The following is a 22,997-nucleotide window of genomic DNA, read 5'->3' as shown; positions in this document are numbered from 1 at the left end:
CGCCACGCCGACGCCCAGCAGCGCGACCACCGCATCCATCCCGAACGAGTCGGTCACGATGGTCGCGAACACCAAAGTCAGGAAGACGCCGCTGAACCACAGGCGCGCCTGTCGGTGCCATGCAGCGACGATTCCGGGATCGTCAAGATCGTCAGTCAGTGTCACGGGTTTCCCTCCCCGATCAACTCTAACCGGCCACCGAGGTGGTCACTGCTCGATCGCCGTTTTCACAGCGCACGCACAGGGTCAGGACGTGAGCTTCTGCAGGATCAGCTCGCGCACGCGACCGGCGTCGGCCTGTCCCCGCATCTCCTTCATGACCGCACCGATCAGTGCGCCGGCGACCCCGAGGTTGCCATCGCGAATCTTCTGCGCTGCATCCGGATCACCCGCGATGGCCCGGTCGACGGCTTCGCTGAGGGCCCCCTCGTCCGAGACGATCTCCAGTCGCCGCTCGACAATGACCTCCTCGGGTGAACCCTCACCACTGATGACACCATCGAAGACCGAGCGGGCGAGCTTGTCGTTGATCCGTCCCGCATCGATCAGGGCCTGGATCTCGGCAACCTGGACGGGCGAGATGCCCAGCGCGTCGAGGTCATGGCCGGTCTCGTTGGCTCGCCGAGCCATCTCGCCGAGCCACCACTTCTTGGCCGACTGGGGCGTCGTGCCGGCCTCGACCGTCGCGACGATCAGGTCGAGTGCACCTGCTCCGATGGTGTCGCGCATGTCGAGGTCCGAGAATCCCCAGTCGGCCTGCAGCCGGGAACGGCGTACGGCCGGCGGCTCTGGCAGAGTCGACCTCAGCTCCTCGACCCACTCGCGCGACGGTGAGACCGGCGCAAGATCGGGTTCGGGGAAGTATCGGTAGTCGTCCGCATCGGACTTCTCCCGACCCGACAGCGTCGTGCCGGTGTCCTCCTGGAAGTGCCGGGTCTCCTGCACGACTGCGCCGCCAGCGTCCAGGATGCCGGCGTGGCGGGAGATCTCGTACCGCACCGCCCGCTCGACAGACCGGAACGAGTTGACGTTCTTGGTCTCCGATCGGGTACCGAGCACCTCAGATCCCTTGGGCTTGAGCGAGAGGTTGACGTCGGCCCGCAACGAGCCCTGATCCATCCTCACGTCGGAGACGCCGAGGCCGCCGATCAGGTCGCGGACGTGCGAGACGTACGCGCGGGCGACAGCCGGTGCCTTCTCGGGCGTCACCTCGATCGTGCGGGTGACGATCTCGATCAACGGAATCCCCGCCCGGTTGTAGTCGACCAGCGAGAAGTCGGCCCCATGGATGCGGCCGGTGGAGCCACCCACGTGGAGGGCCTTGCCGGTGTCCTCCTCCATGTGCGCCCGCTCGATCTCGATCCGGTAGGACTGGCCATCGACCTCCACATCGACGTAGCCGTCGAAAGCGATGGGCTCGTCGTACTGCGAGGTCTGGAAGTTCTTGGGCATGTCGGGATAGAAGTAGTTCTTGCGTGCGAACCTGCACCACGTCGCGATCTCGCAGTTGAGGGCCAGACCCATGCGGATCGCGGACTCGATGGCCTTGGCGTTGACGACCGGGAGTGCGCCGGGAAGCGCCAGGCAGATCGGGCACACCTGGGTGTTGGGCTCCGCACCGAACTCGGTCGGGCAGCCGCAGAACATCTTGGTCGCGGTGTTGAGCTCGATGTGGATCTCCAGGCCCATGACCGGGTCGTAGCGGGTCAGCGCCTCGTCGAACGGGACCAGGGTCTCGCTGCTCGAATCATGACGGGTGCTCATCGGGCCACCTCCAGCTCGGGCGCCTGGGCGATCAGGGTGTGGCCCCATTTGTCCTCGAGGAGTCGTTCGAGCGCGGCACCGGCGTTGTAGAGCCGATCGTCGGCCTTCTGCGGCGCCAGGAACTGCAGACCGACCGGAAGTCCGTCCTCGGTCGCCAGGCCCACCGGAAGGGACAGACCCGGGATCCCGATCAGGTTGGCGGGGATCGTGGCCACGTCGCCGAGATACATCGCGAGGGGGTCATCGAGCTTGTCGCCCAGCGCGTAGGCGGTGGTGGGAGACGTCGGTGACACCAGGACGTCGACGTCGGCGAAGGCTGCCGCGAAGTCGCGGGCCAGGATCGTGCGCACCTTCTGCGCCGAACCGTAGTAGGCATCGTAGTAGCCGCTGGACAGTGCGTACGTGCCCAGGATGATGCGGCGCTTGACCTCGTCACCGAATCCGGCGTCGCGGCTGGAAGCCATGACCTGCTCCGCGCTTGGATCCAAGACCCCCGCAGGCGGCACCCGGACGCCGTAGCGCATGGCATCGAACTTGGCGAGGTTGCTGCTCGCCTCGCTCGGCATCACCAAGTAGTACGCACCGAGTGCGTATTCAAGGCTCGGGATCGACACCTCGACCACCTCGGCGCCGGCCGAGGTGAGCAGCTCGACGGCTTCGTCGAAACGGGCTCGGACACCGGCCTGGAAGCCCTCGCCGCCAAGCTCCTTGACGATGCCGATTCGCAGCCCCTTGACGTTGGCTCGGCGAGCCGCCGCGACCACACCGGGGACAGGCTCGGGAATGCTCGTGGAGTCCATCGGATCGTGACCGCCGATGAGCTCGTGCAGCAGTGCCGCATCGAGGACCGTGCGGGTGACCGGTCCGGCCTGGTCCAGACTGCTCGCCATCGCGACGAGGCCGTACCGGCTGACTCCGCCGTAGGTCGGCTTGACGCCGACGGTGCCGGTCAGAGCACCAGGCTGGCGAATCGATCCACCGGTGTCGGTCCCGATCGCCAGTGGCGCCTCGAAGGCTGCGACCGCGGCGGCTGAGCCGCCACCCGAACCACCCGGGACTCGGGTGCGGTCCCACGGGTTGCGGGTGGGGCCGTAGGCCGAGTGCTCGGTCGAGGAGCCCATCGCGAACTCGTCCATGTTGGTCTTGCCGAGAATCGGCAACCCGGCCGCCTTGAGCCGGGCCGTCACGGTCGCGTCGTACGGCGGGATCCAGCCGTCGAGGATCTTGGATCCACAGGTCGTCGGCAGACCCTTGGTTGCGAGCACGTCCTTGACCGCGATCGGGACGCCGGCCAGGTAGGACAGCTGCTCCCCCGCGGCTCTGCGCGCGTCGATGTCAGCCGCGACGGCGAGAGCGCCCTCGGCGTCGACGTGCAGGAAGGCGTGCAGATCACCGTCGACCGCCGCGATGCGATCGAGGTTGGCCTGGGTGATCTCGACCGAGCTCACGTCCTTGGCCGCGAGCGAGCGGGCGAGCTGGTCGGCGGTCGCCCGCGTGAGGTCGGCGTTCATGCTTCCTCTCCCAAGATCTTGGGCACCAGGAATCGCTGCTGGTCTGATGCCGGAGCGGCGGCGAGCGCCTCCTCCGGTGACAGACAGGGCACCACGACGTCCTCGCGGAACACGTTGTCGACCGGCACGGGATGGCTCATCGCGTCGACATCGTCTCCAGCGGCCTGCTGAACGCTTGCCACGTGCTCGAGAATCGCGGGCAGCTCGGAGGCGAGGTGATCGAGCTCGGCGTCGCTGAGATCGATGCGAGCGAGGCCGGCCAGATGGGCGACATCGGCTCGCGAAATACCCTGGGCGGGCTCAGACATACGGATCCTTGCGGTGGGGTCGGGGATACCGATCCATCCTAGTCACCGTCACGTCGCGGGATGCGCGGGTGTCAAACGCTCCCGATGCCTCGATCGTCTGCGACGATGCGGCCATGAGCGAGCAGCGAATCAGCCAGTTCAGCACCGGTGGCCTGACGTTCGGGGTGATCGACAGTGGCCCGATCCACGGGGACCCGGTCGTGCTGCTGCACGGCTTCCCGCAGCGTCCGTCGTCATGGAACGTCGTGTCGGAGGCCCTGCACGCACACGGACTGCGGACGTACGCACTGGACCAGCGTGGCTACTCCCCCGGCGCCCGTCCACGCTCGCGGTTCGCCTACCGCATAACCGACCTGGTCTCCGATGTCATGGCTCTGATCGAGCGGATCGGATCACCGGTCCACCTGGTCGGACACGACTGGGGTGCAGCCGTCGCCTGGAGCGTCGCGGCGAACCATCCCTCGTCGGTCCGATCGTTGACTGCGGTGTCGGTCCCGCACCCCGGTGCCTTCATCGCATCGCTGTTCAGCAGCGCACAGATCCTGAAGTCGTACTACATGGCGCTGTTCCAGCTGCCGCTTCTGCCCGAGTGGTTGCTGAGTAGGCCCGGCGGCCTCGGGGAGAAGATGCTGGGTGCGGCGGGCATGACGCCGTCGATGATCCAGACGTTTCGCTCCGAAATCATCGCCGCCGGCGCCCTGCAGGGAGGGCTGGGCTACTACCGGTCGCTCCCGCTGGCCGGTGGCGGCGGATTTCGCCGCCGGGTCTCGGTTCCCACGACCTACATCTGGAGCGACGGCGACGCCGCGCTGGGACGTCGCTGCGCGGAGCTCACCCAGCGATTCGTCACCGGTCCCTACGAGCTGGAGGTGTTCGAGGGGGTCAGCCACTGGGTGCCCGACGAACGGCCGGTCGAGCTGTCCGCAAGCATCGCCCGACGCATCGGGCTGTGACGACGCCCGTCTACGCTGGTGCTCATGCCACCGCAGAAGCCCGACGACGTCGGCATCCTGGATGCCGTGGCGTTCTTCGTCGAGGTTGCGATGCTGGTGCTGCTGTTGTTCGCCGGGCACGGCCTCGCCGGTGGTTGGCGCGGCTGGGCACTGGGTGCCTTCCTCGCCTTCGTCGCCATCGGCATCTGGGCACAGTGGATGGCGCCGAACTCGATGCGCCGGCTGGACAACCCCACCCGCCTCGTGGTGCAGATCATGCTGTTCCTGACCGTGGCGCTGTACGCCGCGGCGGGCGGGCTCGCGTGGTGGGGCGTTGGTTTCGCCGCCGTGGCGATCGCGGTGTTCGCCGCGCTGGCACGCGACACCGCCTGAGGTCGTTCAGCGCAGCGGGAGCTGCAGTCCGCTGCGAAACGCACGGTGTGACCCGTCGAACGGGTCGACGAAGTCAAGCTCGGCGGCCAGCAGCTGCAGGGGCCGGCTGAAGTCGTCCGTGGCGATGTCTCGCACGTGCGGGTACAGCGGATCATCGACGATCGGGATGCCCAGGCCGTGCAGGTGCAGACGCAGCTGATGCGTCCGTCCGGTCCGTGGGATAAGTCGGTAGACGCCGAGCCCATCGAGCCGCGACTCCAGCTCGACCCGAGTCTCGGCATTGACCGGTGCGCCAGGGACGACCTCGGCCTGCCACGTCCCCCGGCGCTTCGTCAGGTGATCGCGTACGACGACGGGCAGCTCCAGGCCCGGCTGCAACGGTGCAAGTGCCCGGTAGGTCTTGTGAACTGCCCCCGCCTGGAACAGCGTCTGGTACGCGCCGCGCCAGCGGCGCTCGGTGGCCAGCAGCAGCAGCCCGGAGGTCACCCGATCCAGCCGGTGCAAGGGAGACAGCTCCGGCAGACCCAGCTCTGCGCGCAACCGCACCACGACGCTCTGGCGCACGTGTCGCCCCCGCGGGATCGTCGACAGAAAGGCCGGCTTGTCGACCACGATGAGCCGTTCGTCCCGGTGCAGCACGACGATCCGCCCGGGCACCTCGACCTCGTCGACCAGCTCGCGGTGGAACCACACGAAGGTGTGGGGCTCGTACACGTGGTCGTCGGCGACGGCCCGCCCGTCTGCATAGACAAAGCGTTGGGCCGCCAGCATCTGCGTCACCTCGACCCAGTCGGGCAGGCGATGACGCAGCCAGGCACCCATCGTCGCCCACGCCTCGGGGCGTGGACGATCGCGGTCCGGAGTGCGCAGCCAGGCCGCGTCGAGCCCGTGTCTCGGCGGCAGGGGTGAACGGGGAGGCACTCGATGATGCTACGCGCCCGAGAGAAGTGATCTCAGCGCTCAGGAGCGAGATCAGCCTCGGCGCTGGCCACGCGCGTACCCCGCAGCAACATGCTTCGAACCGGCGGCAGCTCCGCGCGGATGGAGCGGTGGAATGCTCCGCGGAAGTACACGATGTGGCTCTCGTCGTCCCAGCGCCCCGTGATCAGCGTGTCCAAGGTCGCGCTGGCGGCAGGCCCGTGGCTCGCGAGGAAGTCGTGCCACTCCTGCTCGGTGGCGTGAACTGAAAATGGTTCGCCTACGGCATCGACAGCGGTCGCGATCTCCGAAGCCGGATGACTCACATCGGTGTACCCACGCTTGAGCGTCTGCTCGAGGCCCTCGGGCTGGCCGACGTTGACCGCTGAGCCGGCCGGCTGGCCGACGTCGGCCGCTGTCGACCATCTCGCCGCGACGTATGCCGCGTAGGCGCCGACCTCGTCGAGTCCGCTCGCCGCGCGCCACGGCGAGTCGAACAACACCCGAGCAGTGACCACCCGGCGACCTGTTCGCACCCTCACTTCGAGATCGTCGAACCCGTCGTCGGACTCGACGACGCGTACCGATTCGATCCGGTGATCTCGCCCGTAGCCATCCGCTCGATCAATGCCGTCCGACGGGTCATTGGCATCGAACGCCGCCTGGAGCGCCACGAGGAAGTCGTCGTCGTTCATCCGTGCGCCGCCAGGCAGTCCGGGTTGAACACTCGTGTCGTCGACGGTGGATGAGCAACCAGCCGTGCGGGTGAGGGCACTGGCCGACGGACCAGCTCTCCGCCGCAGTTCGGGCACGTCCCGCGCAGGACCTCCTCTGCGCAGGTCCGGCACCAGGTGCACTCGTACGAGCAGATCAGCACTCCACGGGCCGTCGGATCCAGGTCGCGATCGCAGCATTCGCAGCTGGGTCGGATATCTAGCATGAAATCAGTATGGTGCGCGTACCGTCCGACCGCCGTGCGTTTCGGGCGCCTCGACTCACTCCTGTCCGACTCGCCCATCCTCGTCCGTCTCGGTCTGGACCGGCGGACCGTTGGCGAGCAGATCCTCAAAGCCCGCCTCGTCGAGCATCGCGACGCCGAGCTGCTCGGCCTTGTCGGCCTTGCTCCCGGCCGACTCCCCCACCACGACATAGTCGGTCTTCTTGGAAACCGAACCCGAGGCCTTGCCCCCGTGGGCGATGATCGTCTCCTTGACGGAGTCGCGGGTGAAGCGTTCGAGCGAACCCGTCACGACGACTGTCAATCCTTCGAGGGTGCGGACGATCGACTCATCCCGCTGGTCCTCCATGACCACGCCGGCGTCCTTCCACTGCCGCACGATGCCCTCGTGCCAGTCGACCGCGAACCACTCGATCATCGCCTCGGCGATCGTCGGACCGACGCCGTCGACGGTCGACAGCGTCTCAAGCGAGGCTGCCTGGATCGCGTCCATCGTGGCGAAGTGGGTGGCGAGCGCGCGAGCGGCGGTCGGCCCGACGTGACGGATCGACAACGCGACCAGGACCCGCCACAACGGCTGGGTCTTGGCCTTCTGCAGGTTGTCGAGCAGAGCCGTGCCGTTGGCGCTGAGCACCCGATTCCCCGCGCCGGCAGCGAGCTCGGACTTCTTGGCTGCCCGTGTGTAGAGCGGCACCTGCAGCAACTGCTCCTCGGTCAGCGAGAACAGGCCGCCCTCGTCGGTCAGCACCCCGGCATCCAGGAGGGCCGTGGCGCCTTCCCACCCGAAGACCTCGATGTCGAACGCCCCACGACCGCCGACGTGCGTCAGTCGCTCACGCAGCTGGGACGGACACGAGCGGGTGTTGGGGCAGCGAATGTCCTTGTCGCCCTCGCGCGTCGGAGCCAGCGGGGTGCCGCAGGATGGGCACTCGGTCGGCATGACGAACTCGCGCTCGGAGCCGTCGCGCAGGGCCACGACGGGGCCCACGATCTCGGGAATGACGTCGCCCGCCTTCCGCAGGACGACCATGTCGCCGATCAGGACGCCCTTGCGCTTGACCTCGTGCTGGTTGTGCAGCGTCGCCATCTGCACCGTCGAGCCAGCGACGCGCACTGGCTCCATGACGCCGAACGGGGTGACCCGCCCCGTGCGGCCGACGTTGACCGTGATGTCGAGGAGGCGGGTGTTGACCTCCTCGGGCGGGTATTTCCACGCGATGGCCCAGCGCGGGGCCCGCGAGGTCGACCCGAGCCGGCGCTGGAGGTCAACCTGGTCGACTTTGACGACGACGCCGTCGATCTCGTGGACCACGTCGTGGCGGTGTTGGCCGTAGTAGTCGATGAACTCCTCGACCGCCTCGAGGTCCGGCACGACCTTCGCGCGATCGCTCGTCGGAAGGCCCCACGCCTTGAGCGCGTCGTACGCCTCGCTCTGCCGTGCCGGCGTGAACCCCTCGCGATGGCCGAGGCCGTGGCACACCATCGACAAGGGCCGGCCGGCCGTGACAGAGGAGTCCTTCATCCGCAAGGTGCCCGCCGCGGCATTGCGCGGGTTGGAAAACGGGGTCTTTCCAGACTCGGCCCAGGCCGTGTTGAACTCCTCGAACTCCTTGGTCGGGAAGAACACCTCACCACGGACCTCGACGTACGCCGGAACGGGGTGAGCCGCCGACTCGGTGAGCTGGTGTGGGATGACCTTGATCGTGCGGACGTTGTTGGTGACGTCCTCGCCCACCCGTCCGTCGCCGCGCGTGACGCCGCGCGTGAGCCGGCCGTTCTCGTACGTCAGCGAGATCGCGAGCCCGTCGACCTTGAGCTCGCACAGGAACTCGGCATCGTCGACGCCATCACGCACGATCCGCGCGTGCCACGCCTCGAGCTCCTCGGTCGAGAACGCGTTGTCCAGGCTCATGAGGCGTTCGCGATGCTCGTAGGGTTCGAACGTCGACGAGATCATCCCCCCGACCTGCTGGGTCGGAGAGTCCGGCGTGCGGAGCTCGGGCACCTGCTCCTCGATCTCCTTGAGCTCGCGGATCAGCCGGTCGTACTCACCATCGGAGATCGTCGGGGCGTCATCGCGGTGGTAGTGCTGGCGATGCTCCTCGATCGTCTCGGCCAGCTCCTTGTGCTGCTGCCTGAGCTCGTCGTCGGTGGCCATGAGCCGACTTTATCGCCGCGCGGCGACACTCTGCGCGACGAGACGGTGAGGAGACCGGCATGCCGACAAGTCAGGGGTGACCGAGGACGTTGAGCACCACGCCGATCGGGTCGCGGGCGAAGAACCGGCGCACACCCATGGTCCAGACCGTATCTTCGACCCGCTCAGCCCTCCAGCCGGCCGGCCACGAGGGCCGAGGTCACCAGCGCCGTGCGCCCCCAGGCCGGGGATGCCCCCGAGAGACCACACGTCGGGCTCACGACCAGCCGGTCGGCGTATGCCTCGCTGTCGAACCCGAAGTGCCCGAAGAACGCCGTGACGCGGGCCGCCAGCTCCCGCGCTCCGACGTCCTGCGCATCCGTCGGGGGCACGAGGCCGCACCACAGGTCGACGCCCTGCTCGAATGTCTCGGCCCACACGTCGTCAGGCCGAGCCAGTGCGAGGTCGAAGGAGATCGCTGCGAATCCGGCGCCGGCGAGCAGCGCGACCGGTACGTCGGGCGCACACGAGTGCACGACCGGACGCGCGCCTGCGTCGCGGATGGCATCGACCACCAGGCGCAACAGCTCGTCGGCCTCTGGCGGCCGGACGCTGCGGTGCCGCGAGAAGCCGCTCGCGGTCGGGATCCCGCCACCGAGAACCGCGGCGATCGCCGGCTCGTCGACCTGGACGACGAGCTCAGCGTGCGCGAAGCGGCGCTGGGCGTCGGCGATGTGGGTGCGCACACCCTCGGCGAGCGACTCGGCGATCTCGCGCCGGGCGCCGTGATCGGCGAGCATCTTGTCCCCCCGCGGCCGTTCGACGGTCGCAGCGAGCGTCAACGGCCCGGTGACCTGCAGCTTGAGCTGACCTGCGTGCGTACCGGCGAGCTCCTCGGCGACATCAAGATCCTGCGCCAGGAGCGAGCGAGCCCGTCTCAGATCAGCACCTTCACCCACCCCGATGCGCCAGCCGTCAGGCTGCAGATCGGCATCAAGCCCCACGAGAACCGCGAGGGTCCGTCCGATCATGCCCGCGTGGACCCCCCGAGCCGGCAGCTCCGGGACGTAAGGGAGATCGCCGACCTCTCCCAGGACGATGCGCAGCGACTCGACAAAGTCCGTCCCGGGCATCGAGCCGATACCGGTGGCTGACGCCATGACGTTCCTTCGCTGGTGGGGGTGGTGTGGCCCGACCTAGCTCACAGCCACGCGGGAGGTCGACGAGATGGTCGCAGACCCGACGACACGGGTGCCAGCGTAGATGACACAGGCCTGGCCGGGTGCGATGCCGCTGGCCGGATCGTGCAGCTCCACCCGCACGTCACCGTCCGACACGCAAATTGTCGCGCGATGCTCGTCGCCATGTGCCCGCAGCTGGACGGTGCAGTCGAGATCGTCCTCAGGAGCCGATCCACACCACAGCGGCTTGATGCACTCGAGCATGTCGACGGCCAACGCTTCGCGCGGTCCCACCGTCACCGTGCCACTGACCGGCTCGATGTCGAGCACGAACCGTGGTTTGCCGTCGTCGGCCGGGATGCCGAGCCGGAGCCCGCGACGCTGGCCGATCGTGAAGGCGTACGCACCGTCGTGTTCCCGCAGGACGTCACCGTCCTCGTCGACGATCGTGCCGGGCCTGGGCCCCAGCTTGTCGGCCAGCCAGCCTGCGTTGTCACCGTCGGGAATGAAGCAGATGTCGTGGCTGTCAGGCTTCTGGGCAACCTGGATGCCGCGCCGCGCTGCCTCGGCCCGCACGATGTCCTTGGCCGTGTCGCCGAGCGGGAACAGCGAGTGCGCCAGCTGATCCTGCGTCAGGACGCCCAGGACGTACGACTGATCCTTGCCCATGTCGATCGCCCTGTGCATCTCGATCGTGCCGTCGGGCGCAGTCTCGAGCTGGGCGTAGTGCCCGGTCGCGACCGCGTCGAACCCCAGCGCGAGGGCCCGGTCGAGCACCGCGGCGAACTTGATCTTCTCGTTGCAGCGCAGACACGGATTGGGTGTCCGGCCAGCGGTGTACTCCGCGATGAAGTCCTCCACCACGTCGTCGGCGAACTCCTCGCTCATGTCCCACACGTAGAAGGGAATGCCCAGCTGGTCGGCGGCGCGGCGGGCGTCGCCAGCATCCTCGATCGAGCAGCAGCCGCGAGCCCCCGATCGGTACGATCGTGGATTGCGGCTCAGTGCGAGGTGCACCCCGGTCACGTCGTGACCCGCGTCCACGGCACGTGCGGCCGCGACGGCGGAGTCGACCCCGCCGGACATCGCGGCGATGATCCTCATGAGGTGCTCCGTACGAGGCTGGCTCGCTGGGCTCGTTGGTGCACCGCGGGCAGCGCAGCGAGAAGTCGGTCGACGTCGGCCTCGGTCGAGGTGTGACCGAGGCTGAAACGCAGCGATCCGCGGGCCGCGACGTCGTCGTAACCCATGGCGAGCAGGACATGACTCGGCTGCGGCACCCCAGCGGCGCACGCCGACCCTGTCGAGCACTCGATGCCCTGGGCGTCCAGCAACATCAGCATCGCGTCGCCCTCGCACCCGGGAAACGTGACGTGCGCGATGTTGGGCAGGCGGTGGTCGGGGCCGGGGCTGTGATCGCCGTTGATGATGGCATCCGGTACGACCCGCACGATGCCTTCGACGAGCCTGCGGCGCAGCCCTTCGATCCGATCGACGGTCTCGGCCTGGCGGCCGAGCGTCACGTCGACCGCCGCCGCGAACGCGGCGATCAGTGGGACGCTGACCGTGCCGGAGCGCAGGTCGCGCTCCTGACCGCCCCCGTGCAGCAGGGGGGTGGCATCGATCTCGCGGCGGATCAGCAGCGCCCCGACGCCGACCGGTCCGCCCAGCTTGTGCGCCGTGATCGTCATGGCGTCGAGCCGGCTGGCGGTGAAGTCGAGCGGGAGGTAGCCGGCCGCCTGCACGGCGTCGCTGTGCACCGGGATGTCGTGCGCCCTGGCGATCTCGACGACGTCGGCCACCGGCTGGATCGTGCCCATCTCGTTGTTGGCCCACATCGTGGTGATGGCCGAGACCGTTGACGGATCGCGCTCGACGCTTGCCCGCAGCTCGGCCACCCGGATGCGCCCGGCGGTGTCGACCGGCGTCATGTCGATCTCGGCGCCCTCGTGCTTGGCCAACCAGGTGACCGGGTCGAGCAGTGCGTGATGCTCGATCGAGCTGAACACGATGCGGTTGCGCGCAGGATCCTGGGCCCGTCGCGACCAGTACAGGCCCTTGATCGCCAGATTGTTGGCCTCGGTGCCGCCGGAGCAGAACACGACCTCACTGGGGCGGGCTCCGAAGCGTTCCGCGATCAGCTCACGGGCCTCCTCGACGGTGCGCCGGGCGGTGCGGCCCGAGGCGTGCAGGGACGAAGCATTGCCGGTCAGCGCCAGCTGGTCCGCCATCACCGCGATCGCCTCAGGGACCATCGGCGTCGTCGCCGCATGGTCGAGGTAGACGGTGCCGTCCGAGTCGTTCATCGCTCAACAATCGTAGCCCGCCCCCGGTGACGCCGTTCCGGTCCCGTCTCCGTACCGCGTCGACCGGAGCGCGGCCCTACCATCGAAGTCATGAGCAGCCGGACGTACGACCTGGACCGCGCCCACGTCTTCCACTCCTGGTCCGCCCAGGCCGAGATCACGCCGATGGTCATCACCGGTGCCAAGGGCAGCGAGATCTGGGACGAGGACGGCACCCGCTATCTCGACTTCTCCAGCCAGCTGGTCTTCACCAACATCGGGCACGGGCATCCCAAGGTGGTCGCGGCCATCCAGGAACAGGCAGCCCGGCTCTGCACGATCTCTCCGGTGCACGCCAACGAGCAGCGCTCCGAGGCAGCGCGCATGATCGCCGAGCGGACGCCGCCGGGACTCGACAAGGTGTTCTTCACGAACGGGGGCGCGGAGGCCGTCGAGCACGCCACCCGGATGGCACGCCTGCACACCGGACGGCACAAGATCATGTCGGCGTACCGCTCGTACCACGGCGGAACCCACACCGCGGTCAACGTGACGGGCGACCCGCGGCGTTGGGCCAGCGACACCGCCACGGCCGGCACCGTGCACTTCTTCGGTCCATTCCTGTACCGCTCGGAGTTCCACTCCGCGTCACAGCAGGATGAGTGCGATCGTGCTCTGGAGCACCTCCGCCACACCATCGAGCATGAAGGCCCGGCGACGATCGCGGCCATCATCCTGGAGACCGTGCCCGGCACCTCGGGCATCATGGTTCCTCCGCCGGGCTATCTCACCGGCGTGCGCAGACTGTGCGACGAGCATGGCATCGTGCTGATCGCCGACGAGGTCATGTGCGGCTTCGGTCGCACCGGAGCGTGGCTCGCGATCGACCACTTCGACATCGTTCCCGATCTGATCACCTTTGCCAAGGGCGTCAACTCCGGCTACGTCCCCCTCGGCGGCGTGGTGATCAACGAGGCCATCGCCGAGACCTTCGCGCACCGCCCCTACCCGGGCGGACTGACCTACTCGGGGCACCCGCTGGCTGCTGCGGCGGCCGTGGCCACGATGACAGCCATGGAGGACGAGGGCATCGTCCAGAACGCAGCACGGCTCGGCACCGATGTCATCGGACCCGCCCTCGCAGCGATCGCGCAGCGACATGACTGCGTGGGCGAGATTCGTGGTCTGGGCGTGTTCTGGGCGATAGAGCTCGTCTCCGATCCTGTCACCCGTGAGCCGCTTGCACCGTACGGCGGCAGCAGTCCGGCGATGGGCGAGATCCTCGGCGCGTGCAAGCAGGCAGGTCTGCTGCCGTTCGCCAACTTCAACCGGATCCATGTCGTCCCGCCGTGCACCATCAGTGACGACGACGCTCGGCGGGGCCTGGACATCCTGGACCAGGCCTTGGCGCTGGGCGATCGTCACATCGGGTGACGACTGCGGTCAGGACGGTCTCGCGCCGCGGCCGCTGACGACGCCCACGGCATCGACGAGTCTCGACGCCGCGTTGTCGAGGTCTTCGGTCGTCGTCGACCGCCCGAAGGTGAAGCGCACCGCGGTCTGCGCGACGTCTGCGTCCAGGCCCATCGCCGTGAGCACGTGCGAGGGTTCGTCGCTACCCGCGGCGCAGGCCGAGCCGCTGGAGCAGACGACCCCATGGGCCTCGAGCTCGAGGAGGATCGTCTCACCATTGATGCCTGGGAAGACGAACGATGCACTGCCGGGGAGCCGATGATGCCTCTCCCCCGTCAGGATCGCGCCGGGCACCTCGGCAAGCACCCTGTCGATGAACGCGTCACGGCGCCCGACCACTTCATCGATCGACCCACCCACCAGGCGTAGCGCAGCAGCCATGCCGACGGCCGCAGCGACATTCTCGGTCCCTGACCGCCGGCCCGACTCCTGTCCGCCGCCGTGGATCAACGGCTCGATGCGTGTGCCGCGCGCGAGATACAGGAGGCCAACGCCCTTGGGCGCGCCGAGCTTGTGCCCCGAGATGCTCATGGACTGGACGCCGAGCCGTGCAACGTCCAGGTCCAGCCAGCCGGCTGCCTGCACCGCATCGGTGTGGAACGGCGCGCCGCGCTGTGCGGCGATCCGACTCAGCGTCTCGATCTGTTGGATCGTGCCGACTTCGTTGTTGGCGTACTGGATGCTCACCAGCGTCGTGTCATCCCGCAGTGCCGCGGTCAGGTCCCCCGGCCGCACCGTTCCGGCCGAATCCACGCCGAGCTCCGTGACCTCGAAGCCGAGCCGGGACAAGAACTCGGCCGACTCCAGCACTGCCGGATGCTCGATCGCGGACACGATGACGTGCCTGCCGCGCGGCGCCGCGAGAGCGATGCCCTTGATCGCGGCGTTGTCGGACTCGGTCCCCCCCGACGTGAAGGTGATCTCCGACGGACGCGCCCCGACCGCCTGCGCCACGTCCGCCCGGGCCTGACTGAGCGCGCGGCTAGCGGACTCGCCAACCTCGTGGTGGCTCGACGGATTGCCGAAGTCAGGACCGAAGTACGGCCACATCGCCTCCAGCACCTCGCGCCGCAGGGGCGTCGTGGCTGCCTCGTCGAGGTAGATCATCTCGACGTCCTCGCCAGCAGGTCCGTCGCTCGGCGGCTCGTTGATCTCATGACACCGTGATGTCGAGCCCGAGGTCGAGCGCCCGGGCACTGTGAGTCAGCGCGCCGACCGAGATGATGTCGACCCCCGTGCGGGCGATGCCACCGATCGTGTCGAGCGTGACGCCGCCGCTGGCCTCGACCAGCGCGCGCCCGTCGATCTTCGTGACTCCGGCACGCAGGTCGTCCAGGCCGAAGTTGTCGAGCATGATCGTGTCCGCCGCTCCCGACTCGAGCACCGCGTCCAGCTGGTCGAGGCGGTCGACCTCCACCTCGATGTGCGTCGTGTGCGGGAGGTCGCTCCGGGCCTGCCGGAGCGCAGCGGTGATGTCGGTGAGCATCGCGAGGTGGTTGTCCTTGGCCATGACAGCGTCGGACAGCGAATAGCGGTGGTTGTGCCCGCCGCCGCAGCGCACCGCGTGCCGCTCGAGTGCCCGAAGTCCCGGCGTGGTCTTGCGGGTGTCGACAACGCGTGCGCCCGTGCCGGCGACCGCGTCGACGTACGTCGCGGTGAGCGTTGCGATGCCGGTCATCCGTTGCACCAGATTGAGCGCGATCCGCTCGGCCTGCAGAACCCATTGGGCCGGACCCACGATGCGAGCGAGGATCGCTCCTCGCTCGAATCGCTCGCCGTCAGCCACCAAGGCCGTGACCACCACGGATGCGTCGAGCGTCGTCATGGCGATCGCGAAGACCTCAGCCCCGGCCAACACGCCGGGCTCGCGAGCAATCAGCTCCGCATGCGCCACGGCAGACTCCGGCACGAGCGTCTGCGAGGTCAGATCACCGAACGGCGCATCCTCCTCCAGCGCCATGTCGACGATCCGCTGGACGTGTCGGCGTTCAAGCATGCTCGCTCCCCTTCGTCGCGTCTGGTGATGTGCTCATGCTGAGGTCCGTAGAGTCATCTCGCCACGATCGCGGAGTGTCTGGCCTGGTCGGGATCGGTCAGGGGAAAATCGGTCCGGTAGTGCCCGCCGCGCGACTCCCGGCGGGCCAGGGCGCTTGCGACGACGGCCCGCGCAACGGTGAGCAGATTGGCGTCCTCGGCGGACTTGGCATCGGTGACCTCGGGCGACTTCCACCGGGCGAGCTCGGCAGCGGCCAGCTCGAGATCGCTCGCATTCCGTGCGAGACCCGCGGCATCCCACATGACCTGCTGCAGATCGGTGCGGCTCACGTCCTGCGCATCGGGATCCTCGGACAGGTCGAGCTCGATCGGCTCCTGCCACTGCTCGTCGTAGGGCATGGCGGGTGGCGGGTCGACGAGGGCCTGGATGGCGCGGGTGCCGTAGACCGCACCCTCGAGCAGCGAGTTGGATGCCAGCCGGTTGGCGCCGTGCAGGCCGTTGCAGGCCACCTCGCCGACCGCGTAGAGGCCTGGGATCGAGGTGCGTCCCCACTCGTCCGTGCGGATGCCCCCCATGTAGTAGTGGGCGGCCGGCGTCACGGGGATCGGCACCACGCCCCAGTCGAATCCTTGCGCACGGCAGGCCGCGTCGATGTTGGGGAAGCGCCGGGCCAGGAAGTCAGCGCCGAGCGCGGTGGCATCCAGACGCACCGAGACGCCAGGCTGCAGGGACATCTGCTGGGCGATGCCACGGGCGACCACATCGCGGGGGGCCAGGTCGGCATCGGGGTGCACGTCGAGCATGAAGCGCCGTCCCTGCACGTCGATCAGGACTGCACCTTCTCCTCTGACGGCCTCGGAGACCAAGAAGTTGCCCGGGGCGTCGAGCGACGTGGGATGGAACTGGTAGAACTCCAGGTCGGCCGCGACGGCGCCAGCTCGCAGAGCCATCCCCAGTCCGTCGGCGGTGGCCACCTCCGGGTTGGTCGTGTACGGGAACAGCTGGCCGGCTCCGCCCGTCGCCAGGATCACGACATCGGCGCTGAGCACTTCGCCATCGAAAAGCCTGACGCCGACGCACGCTCCGCCCTCCACCACGAGGTCGACCACGGTGGTCTGCTCACGAATCGTGACGGCGCTGGCGCGGATGCGGTCGATCAGGGCGTAGGCGATCGCCGCGCCGGTCGCGTCGCCACCTGCGTGCAGGATGCGGGGATACGCGTGCGCCGCCTCGAGCCCGTGCGACAGCTCACCGTCGTGTCGGTCGAACGGGACCCCCCGTGCGATCAGCTCATCGATCGCCTCGGGACCCTCGGCGCACAGGATCCGCACGGTGTCCTGGTCACTGATGCCGGCTCCGGCCACCATCGTGTCGGTGACGTGTGACGCCACGGTGTCGCCGAGCTTCGGTGCGCCGGGATCGGACAGGTCGTCGATCACCACCGCGACACCGCCCTGGGCATACCGGGTGTTGCTCTGCGCGAGGTCGGCCTTGGTCAGGAGCGTGACGTCGTGGGTGTCCACCGCCTCGAGCGCTGCCGTCATACCGGCCACACCACTGCCGACGACGATGATGCTGGTCATCTCGATCCTCACTTCGGCAGCGCGGCGAGCATCCGCTCGAGCGCGATCTTGGCGTCGGCGGCAATGTCGTCGGGGACGATGATCTCGTTGCGGATCTCGCCGGCGACCAGGCCGTCGAGCGTCCACGCGAGATAGCCGGGATGGATGCGGTACATCGTCGAGCAGGGGCACACGACGGGGTCCAGACAGAAGATCGTCCGATCCCCGAACTCCGCCGCGAGCCGGTTGACCATGTTGACCTCGGTGCCGATCGCGATCGTGTCACCGGGCTCGGAGGCGATGACGTACTTGCGGATCGCATCGGTGGAGCCGGCTGCGTCGGCGGCGTCGACCACGGGCATCGGGCTCTCCGGGTGCACGATGACCTTGACGCCCGGGTGGTCGGTCCGCGCCTGATCGATCTGCGCGACCGTGAAGCGCTTGTGCACCGAGCAGAACCCGTGCCACAGGATGACCTTGGCGTCGTGGAGCTCCTGCTCGGTACTGCCACCCAGCGGCTTGCGGGGATTCCACATCGGCATCTGCTCGAGCGGGATTCCCATGGCCTTGGCGGTGTTGCGGCCGAGGTGTTGATCGGGGAAGAACAGCACCCGCTGTCCGCGCTCGAAGGCCCACTCCAGGACCGTCGCGGCATTGGAGGATGTGCAGACGATGCCACCGTGCTTGCCGCAGAACGCCTTGAGCGCGGCCGAGGAGTTCATGTAGGTCACCGGGATCACCGGCTGCTTGCCGTCTATGTCATCCGTGCCGTACACCGACACGAGCTCGTCCCAGCATGCCTCGACCGAGTCCTCGTCGGCCATGTCGGCCATCGAGCAGCCGGCCGCGAGGTTGGGCAGGATCACGTGCTGCTCGGGACGGGCCAGGATGTCGGCGGTCTCGGCCATGAAGTGCACCCCGCAGAACACGATGGTGTCGGCGTCAGGCTTGGTCAGAGCCGCATTGGCGAGCTGGAAGGAGTCACCCACGAAGTCGGCGTACTGGATGACCTCGTCGCGCTGGTAGAAGTGCCCGAGGATCACCAGGCGCTTGCCGAGGGTCTCTTTGGCGGCGCGGATTCGCTGGTGCAGCTCGTCGTCGCTCATCCGCTGGTACTCCGCGGGCAGCTGGCCGGGGCGGACGACCGGCTCGGGGATGACGTCGTCCTCGGAGCATCCCGGCCCGTAGCCGGGGACCGTGTCGAACTCCCACGGGCCCTTGGTCAGCTCGACATCGCAGCTGGCGGCGGGCGCTGCGACGATCAGGTCGTTGATGGAGGTCATCTGCGCTCCTGTGGTGCGATTGAGGGGGGACGGGCCTCGAAGCGGAACAAGGCCGGGGGGCGATGGCTGGTGCCCTGCAGACACGTACCGGTCGGGACAAGGGTCTTGCTGGCCAGCGCCTGACGACGGAAGTTGGCCGGATCCAGATGCGTGCGTAGAACCGCCTCGTGCACCGAGCGCAGCTCGGCAAGCGTGAACTCGGCTGGCAGGAACGCGTGCGCGATCGGGGTGTAGGTGATCTTGGCCCGTAGCCGCGCCAGTGCGTAGGCGACGATCTCGTCATGGTCGAACGCCAGGGTCGGCAGCTCGTCGGCAACGAACCACTCGACGTTGGGGCCGACCACGGCCCGGGCGATCTCATCCGGCTGCACGAGGGCCCAGTAGACGATCGACACCACGCGGTCGTCGGGCGAGCGGTCCAGGCTCCCGAACGCGTACAGCTGCTCGAGGTAGCCGGGCTCGAGGCCGGTCGTTCGCTGCAGGGTGTGCGAGGCAGAGCTCGCAAGGTCCTCGTCGCTCTCCAGCGGGCCGCCCGGAAGGGCCCACCGCCCTTCGTATGGCTCGCGGATCCGGCGCACGAGCGGGAGCCAGAGCGTCATGAGTCCAGTGTCGGGATGCGGGCGGAGCGCGAAGATCACCGTGGAGACCGCAAGCGAGACCCGCTGGTCGATCATCGTCTGCGTCGTCATGTCCCGGGGCCCTCCATGCTGCTCGGCTTAAGGTTGTCGTGACTCTAAGGTCACTGTAACCGCGACTTAAAGTCACGTCAACCCTAACTAGGAGTGACATGTCGCCGGATGACATGCGTCAGCGGAAGTCGCGACCCTGATGACGAGCCGGGATGGCAGCGGCGGCCTGGGGGTAGATGCTCTCGATGCGTTCGAGCCGATCGGCGACCAGATTGACGACCCCGTCGTAGCGCTCCAAAATGCCGCGCACGATCATGCCGGCGGAGTTGCGGGCGACAACCCGGTGCCGTTTCCACAACGCCTGGGAGCACACGACGTTGAGCATTCCCGTCTCGTCCTCGAGGTTGAGGAAGGTGACCCCGTCCGCCGTCGCCGGCCGCTGGCGGTGCGTGATGAGCCCGCCGACCTTGACCCGCCGCCCCGGCTCGGCGTCGGCCAGCCCGGCGACCGAATGAATGCCCTCCGACGTCAGAAGCGGCCGCAGGAACTCCATCGGATGCTTGTCCGGCGAGATGCGGGTGGCCCACAGGTCCGCCATGGTCTCCTCGACCTCGCTCATGCCCGGCAACATGGGAGGCGGCATCTGCACCGTGGTGCCCTCGAGCGTGTCGGGGCGTTCCACGTAGCCGGCGTTCCACAACGCCTGGCGTCTGGACAGTCCGAACGCGTCGAATGCGCCGGCTGTCGCCAGCGACTCCATCTGCGCGGCGCTCATCCCGCAGCGACGGGACACGTCTGCCATGTCCCGGAACGGGCGCACCTCCCGCTCGGCGACGATGCGCCTGGCCATCTCCAGGCCCACACCCTGCACCTCGTCGAGCCCCAGCCGAACTGCGAAGCCACCGTCACGCCGGTGCCGGGGAGTTGGGTCGGGAGTGCCTCGGACGAATCGTTCGACTGGTGCCTGGTCGTGGTCAAGGCAGCGGTCCAGACCCGTCGGCTCGACCGAGTCGAGTATCTCCAGATCGGCCTGTGCCCGCGACAGCGTGATGTCGGGCCGCAGCACCGTGACTCCATGGCGCCGGGCATCGGTCACCAGAGACTGTGGGGAGTAGAAACCCATCGGCTGGTTGCGCAGCAGCGCAGCGAGGAAGGCGCCGGGATAGTGCAGCTTGAGCCACGAGCTGGCATAGACCAGCAGCGCAAAGCTCAACGCATGACTCTCGGCGAAGCCGAAGTTGGCGAACGACTGGATCTTGATGTAGATCGCGTCCGACTCGGCCTGGTCGAGGCCGTGCTGGCGCATACCGGCATAGAGCTTGTCCTTGAGTGATTCGATCCGCTCGATTCCACGCTTGGACCCCATCGCCCGCCGCAGCAGATCGGCCTCATCACCCGTGCAGTTGCCGATCGCGATCGCCATCTGCATGAGCTGCTCCTGGAACAGGGGCACCCCCAGCGTCCGTTCGAGCACCCCCTTGAGCACGGGGTGCGGATAGGTGACCTCCTCGCGGCCCGTCGCCCGCCGGATGTACGGGTGCACCGCGCCACCCTGGATCGGCCCGGGCCGAATCAGTGCGATCTCGATCGCCAGGTCGTAGTACGACCGGGGCTGCAGACGTGGCAAGGTGCCGATCTGGGCCCGACTCTCGACCTGGAAGACGCCGATCGAGTCGGCGCGGCACAGCATGTCGTAGACCGCGGCCTCCTCCTTGGGCAACGTGGCCAGGTCCCACTCCTCCCCCAGGTGCTCGGCGACGATCTGCATCGTGTGATCGAGGGCGCCGAGCATGCCCAGACCCAGCAGGTCGAACTTGACCAGCCCCATCCACTCGCAGGCGTCCTTGTCCCACTGCAGGACGGTGCGCCGGTCCATGCGGCCGCGCTCGATGGGACAGACCTCGCCGATCGGCCGTTCGGTCAGGATCATGCCGCCTGAGTGGATGCCCAGATGGCGAGGCCCCCTGAGCAGCTGCTGGGCCAGCTGGACAACCGGTTCGGGGATGCCAGAGGCGTCCTCGGTCGAGATCGCGCTCCAGGCGTCGATCTGCTTGGACCAGGCGTCCTGCTGACCGGTGGAGTGGCCAAGCGCCTTGGCGGCATCGCGGATTGCCGAGCGAGGGCGATAGCTGATGACGTTGGCGACCTGGGCGGCGTTGTGCCGGCCATACGTGTCGTAGACCCACTGGATGACCTCCTCGCGCCGGTCGGAGTCGAAATCGACATCGATGTCGGGCTCCTCCTCCCGGGTCGTGGCGAGGAACCGCTCGAACGGCAGGTTGTAGAAGATCGAGTCGACTGCCGTGATGCCGAGCGCGTAGCAGAGCGCCGAGTTGGCCGAGGACCCCCGACCCTGACACAGGATCTTGCGCCGCTTGGCCTCCTTGACGATGTCGTGCACGATCAAGAAGTAGCCGGGGAAGTCCTTCTCCTCGATGACACGCAGCTCGCGGTCGATGCGGTGGCGCGCCTCGACGGGGTTGTGGGCGTAGCGCTCAGCGATGCCCCGGTCGGCCAGCTCACGCAGCCAGCTCATCGCCGTGTGCCCATCGGGGATGCCCCGTCGCGGCAGCCGGGGGGTTGCGGCGCGCAGGTCGAAAGCCAGCTCGTCGGCGATCCCGACCGTGCGCTCGACCGCTCCCGGGTGACGCGCAAAGAGCTGCTGCATCTCTGCCCCCGATCGCAGGTGGGCCGCGCCGGTGGCCGGCAGCCAGCCGTCCATGTCGGCAAGGCTCCGGCGAGCCCGTACGGCCGCCATCGCCGCAGCGAGCCTGCGGTTGGCCGGCGTCGCGAAGTGCACGTTGTTGGTCGCGACCGTGGGCAGTCCGTGCATCGCGGCGAGCTCGCCCAGGGCTTCGTTGGAGCTGCTGTCGGTCGGAAAACCGTGATCGATCAGCTCGACCGCGACATGGTCGAGACCGAACAGTGCTGTGAGGCGGTCCAGCGCGCTCGCCGCCGCCTCGCGACCTCCCGTGCTGAGCGCCTGGCGCACCTGGCCCTTGCGACATCCGGTGAGGATCAGCCAGTGGTCCCGGCCCCGTTCGGCGAGCTCCTCCAGGGTGTAGATCGGGCGCCCCTTCTCGTCACCGCGGAAGTGCGCCTCGGTCATCGCCGCGGCCAGTCGGTGATAGCCCTCGACGCCGCGGGCCAACACCAGCAGGTGACTGCCCTCGGGGTCGGCGGTGCCGTTCTGCGGGCGGCTCAGCCCGAGTGAAAGCTCGGCGCCAAAAATTGTCTTGAGTCCCCGGTCGGAGTAGGCGAGCGCCTCCTCGGCGAAGCGGGGCGCACCATAGAAGCCGTCGTGATCGGTCAGCGCCAACCCGTGGAGTCCCAGGCCGATCGCCTCCTCGACCAGTGCGTCCGGACCACTCGCACCGTCCAGGAAGCTGAAGTTGCTGTGGCAGTGCAGCTCGGCATAAGGCACGACCGGCCCGTCTGGACGCCGGATCGACCGGGGCTCGACCTCGCTGCGGGTGCGAGACCACCCCGGCGCGTCTCCCCCATCGGGCTCGGGCTTGCCGGACATCCGCCGTTCGAGCTCACGCCACGAGACGTCAGGATTGCTCCACCCCATCAGCCACTCCCCTCCGCGCCGAGCCTGAGGGCTGCGCTGTCGCACACCGGATCGTCGCTGCACAAACCTCGGGCCCACCGGGAGATGCGGTTG

At 68.2% G+C, this 22,997-nt stretch carries 19 protein-coding genes; 3 read left to right on the top strand and 16 right to left on the bottom strand.

The annotated features are described in order from the left end of the window. Positions 1 to 246: 246 nt before the first annotated feature. The 3 genes from gatB to gatC are packed head-to-tail and all read right to left on the bottom strand — an operon-like array spanning position 247 to position 3,583. Complete coding sequence (gene gatB / locus WB461_RS10255) at positions 247 to 1,764, bottom strand: Asp-tRNA(Asn)/Glu-tRNA(Gln) amidotransferase subunit GatB (protein ID WP_423852633.1); 1,518 nt, start codon at positions 1,762 to 1,764, stop codon at positions 247 to 249. Further along, the gene (gene gatA / locus WB461_RS10250; protein WP_423852632.1) at positions 1,761 to 3,275 is read right to left on the bottom strand and encodes an Asp-tRNA(Asn)/Glu-tRNA(Gln) amidotransferase subunit GatA; all 1,515 of its coding nucleotides are present in this window, start codon (positions 3,273 to 3,275) and stop codon (positions 1,761 to 1,763) included. Before gatA ends, gatB begins: the two co-directional genes overlap by 4 nt. Beyond that, entirely contained in the window at positions 3,272 to 3,583 is a 312-nt protein-coding gene (gene gatC, locus WB461_RS10245; RefSeq protein ID WP_423852631.1) for an Asp-tRNA(Asn)/Glu-tRNA(Gln) amidotransferase subunit GatC, read from the bottom strand. Before gatC ends, gatA begins: the two co-directional genes overlap by 4 nt. A 113-nt stretch (positions 3,584 to 3,696) precedes the next feature. Between gatC and WB461_RS10240 the strand changes: the two genes are divergently transcribed. After that, positions 3,697 to 4,536 carry an alpha/beta fold hydrolase gene (locus WB461_RS10240; RefSeq protein ID WP_423852630.1) on the top strand — a complete coding sequence of 280 codons (840 nt, stop codon included), beginning with the start codon at positions 3,697 to 3,699 and terminating at the stop codon, positions 4,534 to 4,536. 24 nt (positions 4,537 to 4,560) lie between these two features. After that, positions 4,561 to 4,908, top strand: coding sequence for a YrdB family protein (locus tag WB461_RS10235; protein WP_423852629.1), 348 nt, complete (start codon positions 4,561 to 4,563; stop codon positions 4,906 to 4,908). Between the two features lie 6 nt (positions 4,909 to 4,914). On the opposite strand, the gene WB461_RS10230 is transcribed toward WB461_RS10235, so the two are convergent. The 7 genes from WB461_RS10230 to WB461_RS10200 all read right to left on the bottom strand — a co-directional run bounded on the left by WB461_RS10230 (position 4,915) and on the right by WB461_RS10200 (position 12,408). Further along, the gene (locus WB461_RS10230; RefSeq protein WP_423852635.1) at positions 4,915 to 5,730 is read right to left on the bottom strand and encodes a pseudouridine synthase; all 816 of its coding nucleotides are present in this window, start codon (positions 5,728 to 5,730) and stop codon (positions 4,915 to 4,917) included. A gap of 131 nt (positions 5,731 to 5,861) precedes the next feature. Beyond that, positions 5,862 to 6,521 carry a hypothetical protein gene (locus WB461_RS10225; RefSeq protein ID WP_423852628.1) on the bottom strand — a complete coding sequence of 220 codons (660 nt, stop codon included), beginning with the start codon at positions 6,519 to 6,521 and terminating at the stop codon, positions 5,862 to 5,864. Further along, a complete protein-coding gene (locus tag WB461_RS10220; RefSeq protein ID WP_423852627.1) occupies positions 6,518 to 6,766 on the bottom strand; it encodes a DUF1272 domain-containing protein in 249 nt (82 codons plus the stop codon). Before WB461_RS10220 ends, WB461_RS10225 begins: the two co-directional genes overlap by 4 nt. A 55-nt stretch (positions 6,767 to 6,821) precedes the next feature. Next, on the bottom strand, positions 6,822 to 8,942 hold the full coding sequence (gene ligA, locus WB461_RS10215; RefSeq protein ID WP_423852626.1) for an NAD-dependent DNA ligase LigA: 2,121 nt from the start codon (positions 8,940 to 8,942) through the stop codon (positions 6,822 to 6,824). 164 nt (positions 8,943 to 9,106) lie between these two features. Then, positions 9,107 to 10,081 (bottom strand): methionine synthase, encoded by a 975-nt coding sequence (locus WB461_RS10210; RefSeq protein ID WP_423852625.1) that lies wholly within the window; start codon positions 10,079 to 10,081, stop codon positions 9,107 to 9,109. Positions 10,082 to 10,117: 36 nt separating this feature from the next. Beyond that, positions 10,118 to 11,206, bottom strand: coding sequence for a tRNA 2-thiouridine(34) synthase MnmA (mnmA, locus tag WB461_RS10205; RefSeq protein ID WP_423852624.1), 1,089 nt, complete (start codon positions 11,204 to 11,206; stop codon positions 10,118 to 10,120). Then, positions 11,203 to 12,408: a cysteine desulfurase family protein gene (locus WB461_RS10200; RefSeq protein ID WP_423852623.1), complete on the bottom strand. Its 1,206-nt coding sequence runs from the start codon at positions 12,406 to 12,408 to the stop codon at positions 11,203 to 11,205. The genes mnmA and WB461_RS10200 overlap by 4 nt, the downstream gene beginning before the upstream one ends. A 90-nt stretch (positions 12,409 to 12,498) precedes the next feature. Here WB461_RS10200 and WB461_RS10195 point away from each other — a divergent pair, with 90 nt between their 5' ends. Beyond that, on the top strand, positions 12,499 to 13,821 hold the full coding sequence (locus WB461_RS10195; RefSeq protein WP_423852622.1) for an aspartate aminotransferase family protein: 1,323 nt from the start codon (positions 12,499 to 12,501) through the stop codon (positions 13,819 to 13,821). A gap of 9 nt (positions 13,822 to 13,830) precedes the next feature. On the opposite strand, the gene WB461_RS10190 is transcribed toward WB461_RS10195, so the two are convergent. From WB461_RS10190 to WB461_RS10165, 6 genes are all read right to left on the bottom strand, one after another. Beyond that, positions 13,831 to 14,967 carry a cysteine desulfurase family protein gene (locus WB461_RS10190; protein WP_423852621.1) on the bottom strand — a complete coding sequence of 379 codons (1,137 nt, stop codon included), beginning with the start codon at positions 14,965 to 14,967 and terminating at the stop codon, positions 13,831 to 13,833. Between the two features lie 46 nt (positions 14,968 to 15,013). Then, positions 15,014 to 15,856, bottom strand: a complete 843-nt coding sequence (nadC, locus tag WB461_RS10185; RefSeq protein WP_423852620.1) for a carboxylating nicotinate-nucleotide diphosphorylase — start codon at positions 15,854 to 15,856, stop codon at positions 15,014 to 15,016. 53 nt (positions 15,857 to 15,909) lie between these two features. Continuing rightward, positions 15,910 to 17,439, bottom strand: a complete 1,530-nt coding sequence (nadB, locus tag WB461_RS10180) for an L-aspartate oxidase (protein WP_423852619.1) — start codon at positions 17,437 to 17,439, stop codon at positions 15,910 to 15,912. A gap of 8 nt (positions 17,440 to 17,447) precedes the next feature. Continuing rightward, positions 17,448 to 18,701 (bottom strand): quinolinate synthase NadA, encoded by a 1,254-nt coding sequence (gene nadA, locus WB461_RS10175; protein ID WP_423852618.1) that lies wholly within the window; start codon positions 18,699 to 18,701, stop codon positions 17,448 to 17,450. Next, positions 18,698 to 19,390 (bottom strand): NUDIX hydrolase, encoded by a 693-nt coding sequence (locus tag WB461_RS10170; RefSeq protein WP_423852617.1) that lies wholly within the window; start codon positions 19,388 to 19,390, stop codon positions 18,698 to 18,700. The genes nadA and WB461_RS10170 overlap by 4 nt, the downstream gene beginning before the upstream one ends. A 118-nt stretch (positions 19,391 to 19,508) precedes the next feature. Then, entirely contained in the window at positions 19,509 to 22,904 is a 3,396-nt protein-coding gene (locus WB461_RS10165; RefSeq protein ID WP_423852616.1) for an error-prone DNA polymerase, read from the bottom strand. Positions 22,905 to 22,997: the final 93 nt, after the last annotated feature.

The sequence above is a fragment of the Aeromicrobium sp. genome (genome assembly GCF_049587115.1).
Lineage (GTDB): Bacteria > Actinomycetota > Actinomycetes > Propionibacteriales > Nocardioidaceae > Aeromicrobium.
The sequence above is the reverse complement of the archived record's forward strand: the minus strand, read 5'-3'. Positions and strand labels throughout refer to the sequence as shown.